Source organism: Cupriavidus sp. MEYA8, assembly GCF_059278825.1.
Window position 1 is genome coordinate 155,504 of sequence record NZ_JCAEMD010000003.1, and the last position, 15,172, is coordinate 170,675.

Below are 15,172 nucleotides of genomic sequence, written 5' to 3' on the forward strand. Positions count from 1 at the left end.
GTCAGTCTCCGGCGATCATGGATTGGCAGTCAGCCCGAGGCGCTTCACCAGCTTGCCCTGACTGTCATAGCGCTGGCGCGCGAAAGCGGCGTAGTCGGCGCTGTTCAGGTAGGAGGTTTCCTGGTCGAGTTGCAGCAGCATTTTCTGCATAGCGGGTTCGTTCAGGGCCTTGCGGAACGCGTCGTGCAGCACCTGAACGACCTGCGGGTCCATACCGTGCGGCCCGGCGATGCCGAACGGCGACGTCGACACCATATCGATGCCGACATCGCGCAGCGTCGGCACGCGGGGCCAGCGCCGCGAGTGCGCGGCGGTCCAGAGCACGAGCCAGCGCGCCTTGCCGCTGTCCACGTATGGGCCGATGCCGCCGGCGGTGACCGCCAGGTCAATATGGCCCCCCATCATTGCTGTAATGATCTCGGACTCGCCCTTGTACGGCACGTGATTGAATTGAATGCCGAGCTTCTGGCTGATCTCTTCCATCGTCACATGCATGGTGCCGTTGGTGCCGGTGGTGCCGTAGCTGATCTTGCCGGGACGACGCCGCGCGTCTTCGACCATGTCCTGCCAGGACTTCCACGGCGCGTCGGAGCGCACCGCCACGCCCAGCGCATAGCCGGTCAGGTGGATGATGTAGGTGAAGTCCTGCATCGGGTCGAATTGCGTTTTCTGCAGGTGCGGCAGGCGGAAAACGGGCTCCGGAATCACGCTCAGCGTGTAGCCGTCCGGCTTGGCGCGCGCCACCACGTTGGCACCGAGCACGCCAGCCGCACCCGGCCGGTTTTCCACGACGACGGTCTGACCCAGCGTCTTGCTGGCGCCGTCGGCCAGCGTGCGCGCGAGCGTATCGGTGGCGCCGCCGGCCGCGAAGGGTACGATCAGCGTGAGCGGCCGCGTAGGGAAGCTGCTGGCCAGCGCCGCGCCTGATGCGAGTGCTCCGGGCGCCGCCAGCGCGACCAGCAGTGCGAGCGTGTCGCGACGCCGGCGGTCGATGGTGTCAGCAATCTCGGTGGTGTCTTGTCTCATTGCATACCTCGGCTTTGGTTTGGGTGCTGCATCAGGACCAGCGCGTCAAGGGCGACCGCACCGGACCCGGCCTCGCGCACCAGCAGGGGATTGACTTCCATTTCGACGAGGGAGTCGCCCAGGGTCATGGCGGCATCGGACAGCGCGGCAATTGCCTGCGCCGCAGCCTCAATGTCGGCGACGGGCTTGCCGCGGAAGCCGGTCATCAACGGGTAGCCGCGCAGGCTGGCGAGCATTTCTCGCGCCATGATGCGGTCCACCGGCAGCAGGCGGTGCGCCACGTCGTGGAAGATCTCGGTGAAGATCCCGCCCAGGCCCACTGTCATGGCCGGACCGAAGACTGGATCACGCGTTACGCCCACGATCAGCTCGCACACACCACGTGCCATCTGCTGCACCAGCACGCCGCGCTGGCGTGCGTCGGGCAAAGCACGCCTGGAGGCATCCACCACTTCCACGGCCGCGGCTTCCACCTGGGAAGCGTCCGTCAGCCCAAGCTGCACGCCGCCCACTTCCGTCTTGTGGGCGATGTCGGGGCTCAGCACTTTCACTGCGACCGGGAAGCCGATGGCGGCGGCAGCGCGGGCGGCGTCCTCAGGCGTTGCCGCGGCTGCCTCCGCACCGATTGGTACGCCGAAGCCTGCCAGCCATTGCTTGGCCTGGTACTCGTCCATCGATTCGGGCGTAACGCTGCCGGACGCGCCGTAGCCCACCTGCGCGCGCAGCGCCATCCAGCGCGCGGTCGGCGCCGCCGTGCCGAGCCAGCCCACATAGGTGCCCAGGGCCCTGGCCGCGCGGGCGCAATCAGGGAAGAGCGCCACGCCGGCGTCGGTCAATCTTGCGCGGCTGGCCGGCTCGCCGGTTGTGGCGACCACGATCAGGCGATCGGTCTTGCCCGCCACTTCGATCAGTTCCTCGGCCACGCGGTCGAGCAGGTAGGCAGTGGCGTAGAGGAAGATGACATCCAGGCTGTCGTCGGCGGCAAGGTTGTCGAGCACGGCGTAGGCAAGTCCGTTGCGGTTGAACAGCTGGCCAGTCATGTCCACTGGGTTGGCCACGCCGCCGATCTCCGGCACCGCCGCCAGCAGGCGTTGCTGCAGCGCCGCGGAAAGCCGCGGAACTTCCAGCCCGGCCGCGCTGAGCAGGTCGGCGGACAGCGCTCCCATCGCGCCCGACACTGAGGCCACCACCACGCGGCGCCCGGCGCTGCGATGGCGGAACCCAGCCAGATAGGCGAGATCGGTGAGGTGGGTCGGGTCGCCCGCCTGCATGGCACCGAGTTGGGCGAACGCCGCGCGGTAGATGGTCTGGTTGCCGGCGAGCACGGCGGTATGAGATTGCGTGGCTTCCGAACCCGCCTCGCTCTCGCCCGCTTTCAGCAGGATCAGCGGCTTGTCCGCCGCGCGTAGCCGCGCCGCCGCATCCACGAAGCGGTTGCCGTTGCGCAGGCCTTCCACGTAGCCGACCACGGCCCCGGTCTGCGGATCGTCGCCGAGATAGTCGAGGTAGTCAGCGTAGTCGAGGCAGGCCTCATTGCCGGTGTTGATGAACTGGTGAAAGCCCACATCCATCTGCCGGCCGGTGGCGTAGACGATAGCGCAGACATTGCCGCTCTGCGTCAGCAGGCTGACCGTGCCGGGGCCATCCTGCGGCGGGAAGGCGCGAAAGGTGGTAGCGAAGGCGGTGATGGCGCGCGTGGTCAGGTTGGCCAGCCCCATGCAGTTGGGCCCGGCGATGGCCATGCCGCTCTCCCGGGCGAAGGCTGATAGCGCGGCCTGGCGCTCTACGCCGGCTTCGCCGGCTTCGGCAAAGCCCGATGCATAGACGATGGCCGCGCGAATGCCGAAGGCATGGCAGCGACGCAGTTGCGGCAGCACGTCATCCGCGCCCAGCGCCAATACGGCCAGGTCAGGCACTCGCGGCAAGGATTCGATATCGGGATAGCACGCCAGCCCGGCGATCTCGTGGTAGCGTGGATTGACCGGATAGATCGTCCCTTGATAGCCAAGACGCTGCAGGTGATCCAGCGCCACACCGCCGATACGGCTGGTATCGCGCGAGGCGCCGACAATGGCGATCGAGGTGGGTTCAAGCAGATGTGACAGGGCGGCGCGCGCCGGGGCGCTCGCCGTAGCGGAAAGGGTCATCTTGGTCTCCATGCTTCCTGTACCGGAAGGCGGAGCCATTCAAGCCCATCGCGAGGGCGGCGACAAGTACACAGGCCTCAGGTGTGCACATTGTGCAGATCGACGTCAGGTCGTCACGTCGCCGTGGCACGCATAGCAGGCGGACGGCTTGAAGGTCTTGCCGGACGTGGCGGCTCAGCCACCTGGCTGCCTGCTCGTTCGGGTGTGCGTCTCCTGGGAGTTAAAGACCTGAACAAATGTGGGCATCCGCCGCGCGCCGGCCATATTCAGAATTCCTCAGATTCCTGGCGTCCGGGACCTGCTAACTTACCAATCGATGCAAAATACGTATTCCCCGTGCGTATTGCTGATCCGAGTTCGCCAGACCGCTCGCTGTCTGGCTCTTTTTTTGGTTCTTCACCGATTTCCGGGGAAGGCCGCCCGGATCTCGCATCGCTCCTGCAAGTCCATATGCTTCCAGTGCCTTCGGTGAGCGGCGTTTGGCGCCGATGGGCAGTCAGCTCGATGTGGCACGAGCAAGGCTGGCGTGCGGTTGCGCGCCTTCATCCGGTATGAATACCATCCCGGGAGTGGCGGTTTGAGATGGCACCGCAACTTGCAGGCGTGCAGCAGGCGCCCGTGGTCGCGCCGAAGAGTGGATTGAGACGATGACAGCAGAGATCACGACCCGGGAATGCGCGCAACGAATTCTCAAAACGTTGCGAGAAGGCAAGTCCATGACCCGACAGGAACTCATGGATGCAGCACCCTGACCGGAGCGCAATTGACGCAACGGTCTCTGTTGTGACATTGGCAGGCTGATTAAAGCACTGCACCCTGATAACCTGACTTCTCCCTGTTGGAAATTAGCGAGTCATCCCATGCAACAAGTCGCTATCCTGCGCCGGGCGGCGTGCGCCCTTATTGCCATGCTTCCATTAGGCCTGGAAGCTGCGACCGCGACTACCACTTTCCAGGTACGTCTTACGCTTGCGAATGATTGCGCCATATCAGCGGCGGATTTGGATTTCGGCTCGCACGGGGTGTTGTCCACCAATGTCGACCAGTCCAGCACCCTTACCGTGACGTGCACCAGCGGCGCTGCATATGCCGTGGGGCTCGATGCTGGCAGCGCTGCCGGGTCGACGATCACCAACCGCTTGCTGGTAGGTCCGGGCGGCGCTACTGTCGGGTACCAGCTATACAGCAATACCCAGCGCTCCCAGGTATGGGGCAACACGCAGGGCACGGACACCGTCAGCGGTACGGGGAACGGCACGTCGCAGACCATTCCGGTTTACGGCCGCGTGCCACCGCAGACCACACCAGCAGCAGGTAACTACACTTCCACCGTTACCGCGACCATCAACTTCTAGGATGGCGGGGCCATTGCTAGCGCGTGGGTGGCTAATTGCAGCCATACTTGCCCTGGGCGCGCCGCACGGCGCTGCGCTGGCCAGGTCGCTACAGATCACGCCGATCCGCGCCGAACTGCCCGCCGGACCGGGTGCTGCCGCCCTGACGCTGCGCAACCGGGGCGACACGCCGATCCATGCGCAAGTGCGAGTGTTCCACTGGACGCAGGCGGACGGTGATGACTTGCTGGACGCAACTGACGAGGTAGTCGCCAGTCCGCCGATTGTGCGGATCGAATCGGGGGGCGACCAACTGGTGCGCATTGTGCGGCTCGGGCCAGCGATGTCCGACGGGGAGACGACCTACCGCCTGCTGATCGACGAACTGCCGGATCCGGCCGCGGCGCCTCGAACGTCCGGCGTACGGGTGCAGTTGCGTTACTCCGTGCCCGTCTTCGCCGGCACGCCGGGCAATGCCCGCCCGGAATTGCACTTCTCGCTGAAGCGCGAGAATGAGGCGTGGATCCTGTCGGCGCGCAATGCGGGCCGCCGTCACGCGCAGATCAGCCAGGTGCAGCTTGTCGGCGCGGATGGACAGGCGCTGACGCTGGCCGAGGGCCTGCTTGGCTATGCCCTGCGCGACAGCAAACGGTCCTGGCGGCTCGAAGGCGCGCAGGCAGCGCAGGTGCAGCGCCTGGTCGCAAGCGGGTCGAAGCGCCCGGGTGGGCTGACCTTGCGCGCGACGGTCAACGGCGATCTGGTGCTGTTGCAATTGGCGACCGGTGGAGATGCACGGCAAAGCGGCCTGTGAGGGAGACGTTGTTCCAGGCTGGGGTGTTTGCACCGGCGCACCAGGGGGCTGCACGCCGAACCCGCCATGGCACACTGAAGGCAGCGTGCCTGCTGCTGGTCTCGCCGGTGGCGATGCCACAGTCACCGATGCAGGCATCGCCACCGATATCCGCGCCAAAGTCCGCATCATCTTCTTCACAGGCGGGCTCCGCACAGGCCATGTACCTCGCCGTGACGCTCAACGGCGTTCCGCGTGGCTTGATCGCGCGCTTTGAAGCTCGCAACGGCATGCTGGGCACCACTGTGGAAGAACTGCGGCAGATCGGTTTGCGAGCTGATGGCTTGCCCGCGGATGAGACGGGCCTGGTGTGGCTCGACAACGTCCCGGGACTTCGCATCAGTTACCGCGCTGCCGCCCAGGAAGTAGCCGTCGACGCCGCGGACGGCCTGCTGATCCCCACGGTTCTTGCAGGCATGGCGCGCCCGGAGGTAAAGCTGTCGGCGGGGACCGGGCTGGTCCTTACCTACGATCTCTACGGTGAGACGGGCCGCACGCAGCATCTTGGCCTGTACAGCGCGCAGCGCGTATTCCACGATCAGGGGGGCGTGCTGTCCAACAGCGGGGTAGCCACATGGAGCGGTGTGGCGAACCGCTATGTCCGGCTGGATACAGCATGGACATACACCAACCCCGGCCAGCTATCGTCGGTACAGTTGGGCGATACGATTTCCGGAGCGCTGAACTGGTCCCGCGCGGTCCGCCTGGGCGGGCTGCAGTACCGCCGGAATTTCTCCGTCAGACCCGACCTGGTCACCTATCCCGTACCGCTGCTCAGCGCCACGGCCTCGGTCCCCAGCGCGGTCGATCTCTACGTCAACAATGTGCGCCAGTACAGCGCGGAAGTGCCTTCGGGACCGTTCGTCCTCAGCAACACCCCGGCTGTCAACGGCGCCGGGCAGGCCGTGATTGTGGTGCGCGATGCTCTCGGGCGCGATGTGTCGACGACGATACCGCTCTATATCGATACGCGACTGCTGACTGCCGGCTTGACTGACTTCTCGGTGGAAGCGGGCTTGCTGCGCAAGGACTACGGCCTGCGCTCCGCAACGTATGACAAGCAGCCTGCCGCCAGCGCGTCGGTCCGTCACGGGCTCGGGGAAACCCTGACCCTGGAGGGGCATGCCGAAGCCATGCCCGGCACCTATACCGTTGGCGCCGGGCTACTGGCGAGCGCTGGTGGGCTGGGCGTGGTCAGCGCTGCAGCCTCACTAGGGAAAGGCCGCGAACAGGGGGCGATGTTCTCCCTCGGCTACCAGTTGCGCACGCCCGCCATCACGGTCGATCTGCAAGGCATCCGCACCGAAGCCACCTACCAGGACCTTGCCGCGCGAAGCGGTGCGCGCCATCCCGACGGCCTGTACCGGGCCACGCTCTCGTGGCCGATGTCGCGCAACGGCAGCCTCGCGCTCGCCTATGTGCAGCTGGACGATGCCGGGACCGCTGGCTCGAAAATCGCCTCGGTCGCCTGGACCGCGCAATTCGGCAGCCGGCACTCGGTCAATCTCAGCGCCTACAGGGACTTTGCGCGCGGGGGCGTGTCCGGTGTACTGCTGACGCTGACCGCCGTGCTGGGGCCGAACGCCTCGGCCAGCGTGGCCGCCGGCGCAGACGGCGGCAAGGCCAGCGTGCACGCCAGCGCGTCGCAAAGCGCGCCGTACGAGGGGGGCTGGGGTTGGCAGGCGCAGGTAAGCCAGACTGGCGGCGAGCGCCGCAACCTTGCCCAGGCCAGATACCGCGGGCGATATGGCGAGCTGGTCGCTGCGGCGCAGTCAGACGAGCGCAATGTCACCGGTGCCCTCGGCCTGACCGGTTCGGTCGTGGTGATGGACGCAGCCGTGCTACCCGCGCGCCGCATCAACGATAGCTTTGCGCTGGTATCTACTGGTGTGCCGGATGTTCCGGTCCTTGTGGAGAACCGCCGCATCGGCACTACCGACGCCAATGGTCACTATCTGGTGCCAGACTTGATGCCCTACCAGGCCAACCTCATCGCCATCGACCCGCTCGTGCTGCCGGCGAACACCCGCATCGATCAGTCATCGCGATACATCGCGCCGTCCTGGCACGCCGGCGCGCTGGCGCGGTTCGATATCGCGCGCTTCCGGGGTGCGCAACTGTCGCTGGTCACGGAGTCTGGCGCACCGATCGCAGCAGGTACGCTGGTGAGACACGAGGAATCCGGCGCAACGTCCGTGGTTGGCTACGATGGCATGGTGTTCTTCGACAGCCTGGTCTCAGACAACCACGTGGTCGCCGGCGAGCCGGACAAGCGTTGCCGGGCCAGCTTTCCATACCCGGAGGCGTCGGCCTCGCCGATTCCGTCGCTGGGACGTATCGTTTGCCGGGGAGTGGCACCATGAAGACGGTGATGTATTTTGTCACCTTGCTCGCCGTGGCCACGCATGGCGCCGCGGGGCACGCGCAGACCTGCACGGCCACGGCCACTGCCGTCAACTTCGGTAATGTGAGTCCCGTGGTCGCGGCCGAGGTCAATGCCAGCAGCACTATCTCCATCTCGTGCACCGGCTTTATCCTGTCGACCGCGCGTGTCTGCCTGAGCATCGGTACCGGCAGTGGCGGAACGGGCCTCGTTCCGCGGACGCTGTCGCAGGGCAGCGATCTGCTCAACTTCAACCTGTCGCAGTCCAGCAGCATGTCGCCTATTTGGGGCACCCGCGCTGTCCCTTCAACCAGCGTGGTTCAGGTCGATATCCCGATGTTGCTTGGCGCGGGTAGCACAACAGTCAGCATCTACGGAAGGATTGCCGCGGGGCAGACCGGACTCAGGGCCGGCACCTACCTATCCAGCTTCGATGGCGCGCACACGGAAATGAACTATGCAAGCTATACGCTGATTGCCCCTGGCTGCTCTACACTGACCTCGCCGGTGGCACGTTTTCCGTTCACTGTCAGCGCGACCGTAATTCCCGATTGCACAATCACTGCATCCGATGTGGATTTCGGCACGGTTGGTGTCCTCGTGTCCGCGCTTACCGCCACCGGCAGCCTCACGGCACGTTGCACCAATGGCAGCAATTACGCCATTGCGCTCGGCGCGGGTACGTCGACGGGAGCTGGCGTGGCGAGCCGACGCATGCAGCGAACTGGCGGCAGCAGCCAGGTTGCCTATCAGCTCTATCGCGACGCCGCCTATGCGTTTCCCTGGGGAGATGGCACAAGCGGCACGTCCACTGTGACGGGCACCGGGACCGGCCTCAGTCAGGCCTATATCGTATACGGGCGCGTTCCGGCGCAGCCGACGCCGGTCGCCGGCGCCTATGTGGATACCCTCACCGTCACGATTACGTACTGAGGCGCGGAAAGGGGGGCGCCGTCATCTCGGAGGAGGGGGCTTTCCCTTCGCCGGCCACATTCCATCTTGATGCAGGAGCGAGGCGAACTTATTCGAGTGCGTCGCAGCAGCTTGCGCAACGGTCACGCTTCTCAGGCGTTGGCCCCCCAATTGATAGCGTGCGAGCCCGGATGGTCGGTGGTGCGGACGAGGCCGCCGAACTCGATGCCAAGCGGGCAATCGACCTGGCGACACGGATGGCTGCGGAGGTATAGGGCTCATCGAGGAATTCATGCGAGATCGAACAAGGCCGAAGAGCCGTGGCCATTCTGCGCGATGCACTCGGCAACTGCCTTGAGCGTCCCAGGTCGGCGCTCCTGTCGCCGGGTACATGGCCACCGCGATTCGTCCAATCCGACGACAACAACAGTTGTGTCGAAGTCGTATGCTGTCCGGAGAATAGCCAGCGACTGGCGTTAGTCGCTGCCATTGATACAGGAGACTGAAACATGCATCAAGGCAGGCGTCGCGTATTGAAGCAACTCGGACTCGGGGTGGCCGCGAGCTCCTTTGGCGGTATCGGGCTTGGAACGTCCGTCGCACAGGAAAGCGCGAATCCCAAGAATGCGGTCCGGGTGGTGTTGCCGTTTTCGGCGGGCGGCTCCAGTGACGTGGCGTTCCGCGTGCTGGCCGATGGCCTGTCCAAGGCCTGGGGCAAACCGGTTGTGGTGGACAACCGCCCGGGGGCTGGCGGCATGATCGGCTGATGCGTCATCAGAGCCGCGCATACCTGGCTGGTCTCCGCGTCCATCGCCAGATGCACCTTGCGCCAGGTGCGCCGCTTCGAATAGCCTTGCTTGCACACCACCACTCGCCCTCGCCGAAGACCTTCAGGGCCGTGCTGTAGACGACCAGATGCAGCGCCTACCGGGACGCTGCTCCGGCAGCACCACGTTCAGATCCTGCCGGCGCCGACTCAGCGTTGTGTAGTTCGGCACTGGCAAGTCGGCGAAGGCGAGCTCGCGAAGGCTGCAGAGAAATCCCTACAGTGTGCGCAACAGCAGACGAAACACCCCCCTGCCAAGTCGAGAGTAGAGTAAGAGACAGGGCGTAGTCGGACTATTTCCCTGTCTCTCCTCTCCGAACCGGACTTGCGCCTCTCAGCGCATCCGGCTCTCCGTTCAAGTGTTGCTCATAGCAAAGGCGACATCGGGGTAGCGCGACTCGATGGTACGGCGTGTCTCATCGCGCAGGATGAACGGATTTTCTGTCAGGGTCCGCCAAGTAAAACGACCTTTGCGACTGGTAACGAGACGCCGAAGCGCCACCACCCCATACCACCCCCGACTGTTCTGGCCTTGTAACACCCATGTTGTAGCCTGTCCCGGTTCCGGCGCCCGGATGCAGTCGCGCATCAGCGACCTGAACCCGCGCCGGTACTTGCGCGCGAGCCAGTATCCGAATTTCCAGAAGACCGTTCGGTCTATTTTCTTGAACATGGTGGCCGTATAGTCGGTGTATTGATAGAAGGCAGCCCAGCCAGCGATCTGCCGATTCAGGCTTTCCATCAGGTCCATCCTGTTCATCCGTAGTTGCCCGACAATTGCTTTACGAGCCTCCCAGCAAAGCCTCGATACTTCTCCCACGGTATGGTCGTCACAGGCCGCATGCGACCGCGTGGCCCACGCTTGCGAATAATCCGGTGACCGAGGAAGACAAAGCCGTCGTTCACATGCGTGATATGGGTTTTCTCCATATTTAGCGTGAGCTTCAGGTCGCCTTCAAGGAACCCACGGCACGCTTCGCGTACTGCCTCAGCATGTTCACGGGTTCCCTTGACCACGATCACAAGTCGAGTCGCCCCGGGGAACTTCCCCCCAAGGCGCTCACGGAACCGGACGTGAACGTCTCCGCTCATCCGGCTCTTCCCATTGAAGCCTGTCCCCATAACAGCGACCAATGTGCAAACAGATGCATCTCTTTGCGTGCTACGCGTGCTAGCCAGTGACTGGCTCGTCGGCGATGCCCCTGAAGACGCTTGTGTTTACGAGTTAGCCACAACACGAGTTTGCGATCAATCTGCCTCAGCGTTGGGTACAGCGCGGATTTGTAGAATGCACCGTAATAATTTACCCAACCTCTGATTTTGGCGTTGAACATATGCGCCAGGTCGTACAGGGACTTGTCACTGCGATTTTGCAGATTCCAGCTCCTGACCTCCTGACGTATCGCTTTCCCCGCCTTGGCACTCATCGCCGGACTGAAGTTAACGAAGGTTTTACCCCATCGATTCTTTGACAGGCGAGGCCGAAACGTATAGCCAAGAAAGTCGGTTCGTCAGTAAAAAGTGTGGGTTGTCGGCGGCTCAGGGAGTTTGCCAAGTGCATGATATAGCGCGATTTCCGTCGCTTTGAAGGTCTTGAATCCATAGGCTTTTCTCATGGTGACTTTGGCCTTGTTGTTCAAGCCCTCAACGATGCCGCTGGAGAACTGCCCGCGCGCGCGGAAGTAGGAGCTAAAGTCGAAACTGGTGTACGGGCGGGGAATTTGAGGCGCGGAGTAGAGGGCGGTGGAGCTTTCCGCTGAGAATCTGATTGTCGAGATCGGAAACCAGCACAAGAAAGGTCCACCATGAGCAAGGATAAAGGGAAAGAAGCAGTCGGTCTATCGGAAATCGGGCTTGGGCTCGAGGAGCTGATCAGGCGCGGGGCTCGGCGGGTCATCCAGGAGGCGATTGAAGTGGAGCTGGCAGAGCTGCTTGAGCAGTTCAGTAACGTCAAGACGTTGAGCGGGCAGCGCGCCGTGGTTCGCAATGGCTACCTCCCGGAGCGCGAGGTGCTGACGGGGCCGGCCCGATTGCCGTGAAGGTGCCCAAGGTGCGCGATCGGTCCGGGTCTGGCGTGAAGTTCAACTCGGCGATCGTGCCGCCGTATGTGAGGAAGTCGCCGCGGGTGAGTGCAGCGCTGCCCTGGCTGTATCTGAAGGGAGTATCGACAGGCGACATGAGCGAGGCGTTGTCGGTGCTGCTTGGTGAGGATGCCAAAGGGCTATCGGCCAACGTGGTGAGCCGATTGAAGGCGCAGTGGGCAGACGAGCATGCGAGCTGGAATCAGCGTGATCTGTCGGCGGCGCGCCATGTGTATTGGTGGGTGGACGGCATCCACACGGGTCTGCGTAGCGAGGGATCGGACGGGCAATGCCTGCTGGTCATCATCGGCGTTACGCCAGACGGCAGGAAGGAGCGCGTGGCGATCGGTGACGGCTATCGGGAATCGAAGGCATCGTGGGTGGAAGTACTGTTGGACCTGAAATCCCGCGGCCTGCAGGCTGGCCCGCTGGCGGCGGTCGGCGATGGCGCCATGGGATTCTGGGCTGCCCTGGAGGAGGTGTTCCCGGCCACGCGCGCCCAGCGTTGCTGGTTCCACAAGATGGGCAATGTCCTGAACGCCTTGCCCAAGTCCCAGCACGGCCGCGCCAAGGCAGATCTGCAGGCGATTTGGATGGCGGCCACCAGGGCAGATGCCTATGCTGCCTTCGATCGCTTTGCGACGATCTACGGCGCCAAGTACCCCAAGGCCACCGGCGTGCTCACCAAGGACCGAGACAGCCTGCTGACCTTCTACGACTTCCCGGCCGAGCACTGGCAGCACATCCGCACGACCAACGCGATTGAGTCGACCTTCGCGACCGTGCGTCACCGCACGACGCGCACGCGCAATTGCGTGTCACGAGCGACTTTCCTTGGCCTGGCCTTCAAGCTGATCGAGGAAGCCGAGAAAACATGGCGCCGCATCAAAGGTGCCGAACACATCGAACTGCTCTTGAAGGGCGTCCCCTTCAAGGACGGTGCCCCGGCGCAAGACAATCCGCCGGTTCAGCAGAAACTCGCCGCCTGACGACCGGCCACGATCAACCTTCATACACCAGATTTGACTTTATCTCCGGAAGTAGTTGAGGATCAGTTGCCGGTGCACGCGTACAGTACGGGCGAACTTCTTCATCGGCTCGATGCGCGAGCGCATGACCCGGGTGCACCACTGATCGAGGAATCTCTCGGCCCAGACCGGCGAGACGTATTCCCATAGCTGCTGGAATTCCTCCTTGAGCAGCCAGGCGCGCACGGTACGCAGGTTGTACTGCAACAGCTCACGCAGGCGCAGCCGCTGTTTGCCGGTGAGGTTTTCCTGCCGCTTGAGCAGGCACCAGCGAGTCTTCTTGAGTACCGGTTCATAGCCGTCGCGGTTCATGCGGCGGGCTTCGTCAGCACGGACCTCGTCGATCGCCTTGTTCATCTTCGCCACGATGTGGAAACGGTCGAGGATGTTCAGCGCATTGGGGCAGTGTTTTGCAACCATGTCGAGATAGGGCTGCCACATGTCGGAGCAGACAAACTCGACGCTTTCGCATAGCCGTTCGCCGATCAGGCCGAAGAATCGAGCGAAGCTTTCCTTCGTGCGCTCCTGCCCGACCCAGAGCAGCCGCGTGCAGCCGGCCTCGATCTGGTAGACCAGCGTGAGGTACTGGTGTCCACGGCCATACTGGATCTCGTCGACCCCAAAGGCGCGGATCGTGCCCAACTCACGATGGGCCAGTCCCCACTGCACCACCCATTCCACTGCATTGAAGACCTTCTCCCAACTGGTCCGGAAGCTTCGTGCCGTTTCTTTCCAGGACAGCTTGCGAGCCCATTGCGCCAGGAACAGCATGTAAGCCTTCGTCAACGTGTGCTTGCCGCTGGCCCACGGCACCTCTTCAACCTTCACGCCGCAATCGCGGCAGTCAACGCGGCGCATGGCATAGAGCAGAAACACCGCAAAGCCCCACACCGGGATAAACTCGAACCTGCGCTGTGCGAGCGTGTCGTAGCCCCGGGCGGGCCGACTACAGCATGAGCAGATCGCCTTTGAACCCTTGCGCGGACGTACGTCGATTTCGATGGACTGGGTGAGCTCGCACAGCCGCGCACCTTCGTAAACAAAACCGGGTACATGATGGCAGGCATTGAGCAGGCGGGTCAGCAACATGGCTAGCAAGGCCGCGAGCGGCAAGGGCAAACCGGCCATTGTCGCGCAGGATCCAGACACGCTGGTGCGATATGTGCCCGACCTGCAGGAATGGCCTGCATCGTGGCGCGTCGAAGACAGGGATATCCCGCCAGGACAGGCAATCGTGGCCATATTCACGCCTTTCCTCGAGCATCTGCTGACCCTGGGATACGCACGCAAGACACTTCTTCGCCACCGCGATCACCTCTGGATGCTCGGCGGCGAAATGATCCGGCGACGCTACGAGGATCCCGACGCGCTTGCCATGCCCGTGGTGACCCTCTTGCACAACCTCATCGAGGAGGACGGCGGCCCCCTCATCTGGCCACGTATCTCCGAGTCTGAGCAGAATTCGTTTGATGCAACCTGCCGAAAGCTCTACCAGTATCTGAATCGGTCGCCGAACGCCTGACCGCGCCTCGATTCACCCACAGATTTCGCTGACGAGCCAGAAAGTCAAAGCTCGTTTCGGCGTAGTTCCCCCGCCGATCCGCATCCTTGCAGTAGACCACTCGGGTTTCCAGCGGATGCAATTCCAGTCCACATTGCGCGAACCGCCGACTCAAATCACCAATCAGTGCTTCGGCCTGCGATTGACTACGACAATGGCACACAACATCATCGGCGTACCTTTCGAAGGGTACTCCGGCAAACTGACGCTGCATCCACATGTCAAAGACGTAGTGCAGGAACAGATTGGCCAACAACGGGCTGATGACACCGCCCTGCGGCGTTCCCCGCGTTCGCGTCACCATTGTTCCATCCAGCATTTGCACTGGCGCCTTTAGCCAGCGTTCTATGTACATCACCACCCAGCGTTCTTGAGTGTGATGTCGCACCGCCTTCAGCAGCAAGGCGTGATCGATGCTATCAAAGAAGCCTTTAATATCAATCTCCACGGCCCACGCAAACCTCCAGCAGCGCTTCCTCGCCTGCGCAATAGCATGATGCGCGGATTTTCCCGGTCGATAGCCATATGAGTCTTCATGGAACATGGGCTCCAGAACAGGCTCGAGCACTTGCTTGACGACCATCTGAGCGATTCGGTCCGATACGGTAGGGATACCGAGCGGGCGCACACCGCCATCCGATTTGGGAATTTCCACACGCCGAACCGCTGGCGGCATATAGCTGCCGGAGGCCAGCCTGTTCCACAGCTTGTAGAGATTGTCTGAGACACTCTCCTCAAACTCGGTCAGCGTCTGTCCGTCAACTCCTGCCGCCCCGCGATTTGCTTTGACTCGTTTATAGGCTTCCCATACTTGGCGTTTGCCTATGGGAAGCGGCTTTGCCGGTTTCGTTGCAGTCCTCCCGTCAGCGTCCCCGCCTCTGGTTGCTGCCACGTCGTCAGCACAATGGGGCAAGCCCTTCGCTCCGGATCCACTACGACCCTTCATCGCTACTACGGCTTGCTCCGCCCCTGTACCCCGCATTGGTACTCTGGCGCTCATGGGGCCTCCACTTGCGCTTCTCCC

At 63.2% G+C, this 15,172-nt stretch carries 10 protein-coding genes and 5 pseudogenes; 7 read left to right on the forward strand and 8 right to left on the reverse strand.

The genetic code is table 11. From position 1 onward, the window contains the following. Positions 1–15: 15 nt before the first annotated feature. Both AC5WJ1_RS28665 and AC5WJ1_RS28670 read right to left on the reverse strand, forming a co-directional pair. Positions 16–1,026, reverse strand: coding sequence for a tripartite tricarboxylate transporter substrate binding protein (locus AC5WJ1_RS28665; RefSeq protein WP_494477320.1), 1,011 nt, complete (start codon positions 1,024–1,026; stop codon positions 16–18). Further along, complete coding sequence (locus AC5WJ1_RS28670) at positions 1,023–3,173, reverse strand: acetate--CoA ligase family protein (RefSeq protein WP_494477321.1); 2,151 nt, start codon at positions 3,171–3,173, stop codon at positions 1,023–1,025. The genes AC5WJ1_RS28665 and AC5WJ1_RS28670 overlap by 4 nt, the downstream gene beginning before the upstream one ends. Before the next feature lie 860 nt (positions 3,174–4,033). On the opposite strand from AC5WJ1_RS28670, the gene AC5WJ1_RS28675 reads away from it, so the two are divergent. From AC5WJ1_RS28675 to AC5WJ1_RS28695, 5 genes are all read left to right on the forward strand, one after another. After that, on the forward strand, positions 4,034–4,528 hold the full coding sequence (locus tag AC5WJ1_RS28675; protein WP_494477322.1) for a Csu type fimbrial protein: 495 nt from the start codon (positions 4,034–4,036) through the stop codon (positions 4,526–4,528). 13 nt (positions 4,529–4,541) lie between these two features. Continuing rightward, complete coding sequence (locus AC5WJ1_RS28680) at positions 4,542–5,318, forward strand: fimbrial biogenesis chaperone (RefSeq protein WP_494477323.1); 777 nt, start codon at positions 4,542–4,544, stop codon at positions 5,316–5,318. A gap of 200 nt (positions 5,319–5,518) precedes the next feature. Continuing rightward, complete coding sequence (locus tag AC5WJ1_RS28685) at positions 5,519–7,720, forward strand: fimbria/pilus outer membrane usher protein (RefSeq protein ID WP_494477324.1); 2,202 nt, start codon at positions 5,519–5,521, stop codon at positions 7,718–7,720. Beyond that, positions 7,717–8,673 carry a Csu type fimbrial protein gene (locus AC5WJ1_RS28690; RefSeq protein WP_494477325.1) on the forward strand — a complete coding sequence of 319 codons (957 nt, stop codon included), beginning with the start codon at positions 7,717–7,719 and terminating at the stop codon, positions 8,671–8,673. Before AC5WJ1_RS28685 ends, AC5WJ1_RS28690 begins: the two co-directional genes overlap by 4 nt. A 488-nt stretch (positions 8,674–9,161) precedes the next feature. Next, on the forward strand, positions 9,162–9,419 hold the full coding sequence (locus AC5WJ1_RS28695; RefSeq protein ID WP_494477326.1) for a tripartite tricarboxylate transporter substrate-binding protein: 258 nt from the start codon (positions 9,162–9,164) through the stop codon (positions 9,417–9,419). On the opposite strand, the pseudogene AC5WJ1_RS28700 reads toward AC5WJ1_RS28695, so the two are convergent. The 4 genes and pseudogenes from AC5WJ1_RS28700 to AC5WJ1_RS28715 all read right to left on the reverse strand — a co-directional run. Next, positions 9,410–9,737 (reverse strand): annotated as a pseudogene (locus AC5WJ1_RS28700) (transposase); the annotation flags it as partial. The gene AC5WJ1_RS28695 and the pseudogene AC5WJ1_RS28700 overlap by 10 nt on opposite strands. 96 nt (positions 9,738–9,833) lie before the next feature. Next, positions 9,834–10,220, reverse strand: coding sequence for a group II intron maturase-specific domain-containing protein (locus tag AC5WJ1_RS28705; protein WP_494477327.1), 387 nt, complete (start codon positions 10,218–10,220; stop codon positions 9,834–9,836). A 346-nt stretch (positions 10,221–10,566) separates the two neighbouring features. After that, the gene (locus AC5WJ1_RS28710; RefSeq protein ID WP_494477328.1) at positions 10,567–10,905 is read right to left on the reverse strand and encodes a group II intron maturase-specific domain-containing protein; all 339 of its coding nucleotides are present in this window, start codon (positions 10,903–10,905) and stop codon (positions 10,567–10,569) included. Positions 10,906–10,989: 84 nt separating this feature from the next. Then, positions 10,990–11,166, reverse strand: a pseudogene (locus AC5WJ1_RS28715) (transposase); the annotation flags it as partial. A 117-nt stretch (positions 11,167–11,283) separates the two neighbouring features. Between AC5WJ1_RS28715 and AC5WJ1_RS28720 the strand changes: the two are divergent. Then, positions 11,284–12,548 (forward strand): annotated as a pseudogene (locus AC5WJ1_RS28720) (IS256 family transposase). A 45-nt stretch (positions 12,549–12,593) separates the two neighbouring features. Here AC5WJ1_RS28720 and AC5WJ1_RS28725 read toward each other — a convergent pair. Further along, positions 12,594–13,676: pseudogene (locus AC5WJ1_RS28725) on the reverse strand (ISL3 family transposase); the annotation flags it as partial. Between AC5WJ1_RS28725 and AC5WJ1_RS28730 the strand changes: the two are divergent. Beyond that, the gene (locus AC5WJ1_RS28730; RefSeq protein ID WP_483734871.1) at positions 13,675–14,109 is read left to right on the forward strand and encodes a hypothetical protein; all 435 of its coding nucleotides are present in this window, start codon (positions 13,675–13,677) and stop codon (positions 14,107–14,109) included. The pseudogene AC5WJ1_RS28725 and the gene AC5WJ1_RS28730 overlap by 2 nt on opposite strands. A 37-nt stretch (positions 14,110–14,146) precedes the next feature. Here AC5WJ1_RS28730 and ltrA read toward each other — a convergent pair. Beyond that, a pseudogene (ltrA, locus tag AC5WJ1_RS28735) lies at positions 14,147–15,148 on the reverse strand (group II intron reverse transcriptase/maturase); the annotation flags it as partial. Positions 15,149–15,172: the final 24 nt, after the last annotated feature.

What these genes read in the sequence shown, in the direction of transcription:
- AC5WJ1_RS28705 (WP_494477327.1), bottom strand. Translation starts at nt 10,220, where the DNA reads ATGGAAAGCCTGAATCGGCAGATCGCTGGCTGGGCTGCCTTCTATCAA.
- AC5WJ1_RS28730 (WP_483734871.1), top strand. Translation starts at nt 13,675, where the DNA reads ATGGCTAGCAAGGCCGCGAGCGGCAAGGGCAAACCGGCCATTGTCGCG.
- AC5WJ1_RS28710 (WP_494477328.1), bottom strand. Translation starts at nt 10,905, where the DNA reads ATGAGTGCCAAGGCGGGGAAAGCGATACGTCAGGAGGTCAGGAGCTGG.
- AC5WJ1_RS28685 (WP_494477324.1), top strand. Translation starts at nt 5,519, where the DNA reads ATGTACCTCGCCGTGACGCTCAACGGCGTTCCGCGTGGCTTGATCGCG.
- AC5WJ1_RS28675 (WP_494477322.1), top strand. Translation starts at nt 4,034, where the DNA reads ATGCAACAAGTCGCTATCCTGCGCCGGGCGGCGTGCGCCCTTATTGCC.
- AC5WJ1_RS28670 (WP_494477321.1), bottom strand. Translation starts at nt 3,173, where the DNA reads ATGACCCTTTCCGCTACGGCGAGCGCCCCGGCGCGCGCCGCCCTGTCA.
- AC5WJ1_RS28665 (WP_494477320.1), bottom strand. Translation starts at nt 1,026, where the DNA reads ATGAGACAAGACACCACCGAGATTGCTGACACCATCGACCGCCGGCGT.
- AC5WJ1_RS28695 (WP_494477326.1), top strand. Translation starts at nt 9,162, where the DNA reads ATGCATCAAGGCAGGCGTCGCGTATTGAAGCAACTCGGACTCGGGGTG.
- AC5WJ1_RS28690 (WP_494477325.1), top strand. Translation starts at nt 7,717, where the DNA reads ATGAAGACGGTGATGTATTTTGTCACCTTGCTCGCCGTGGCCACGCAT.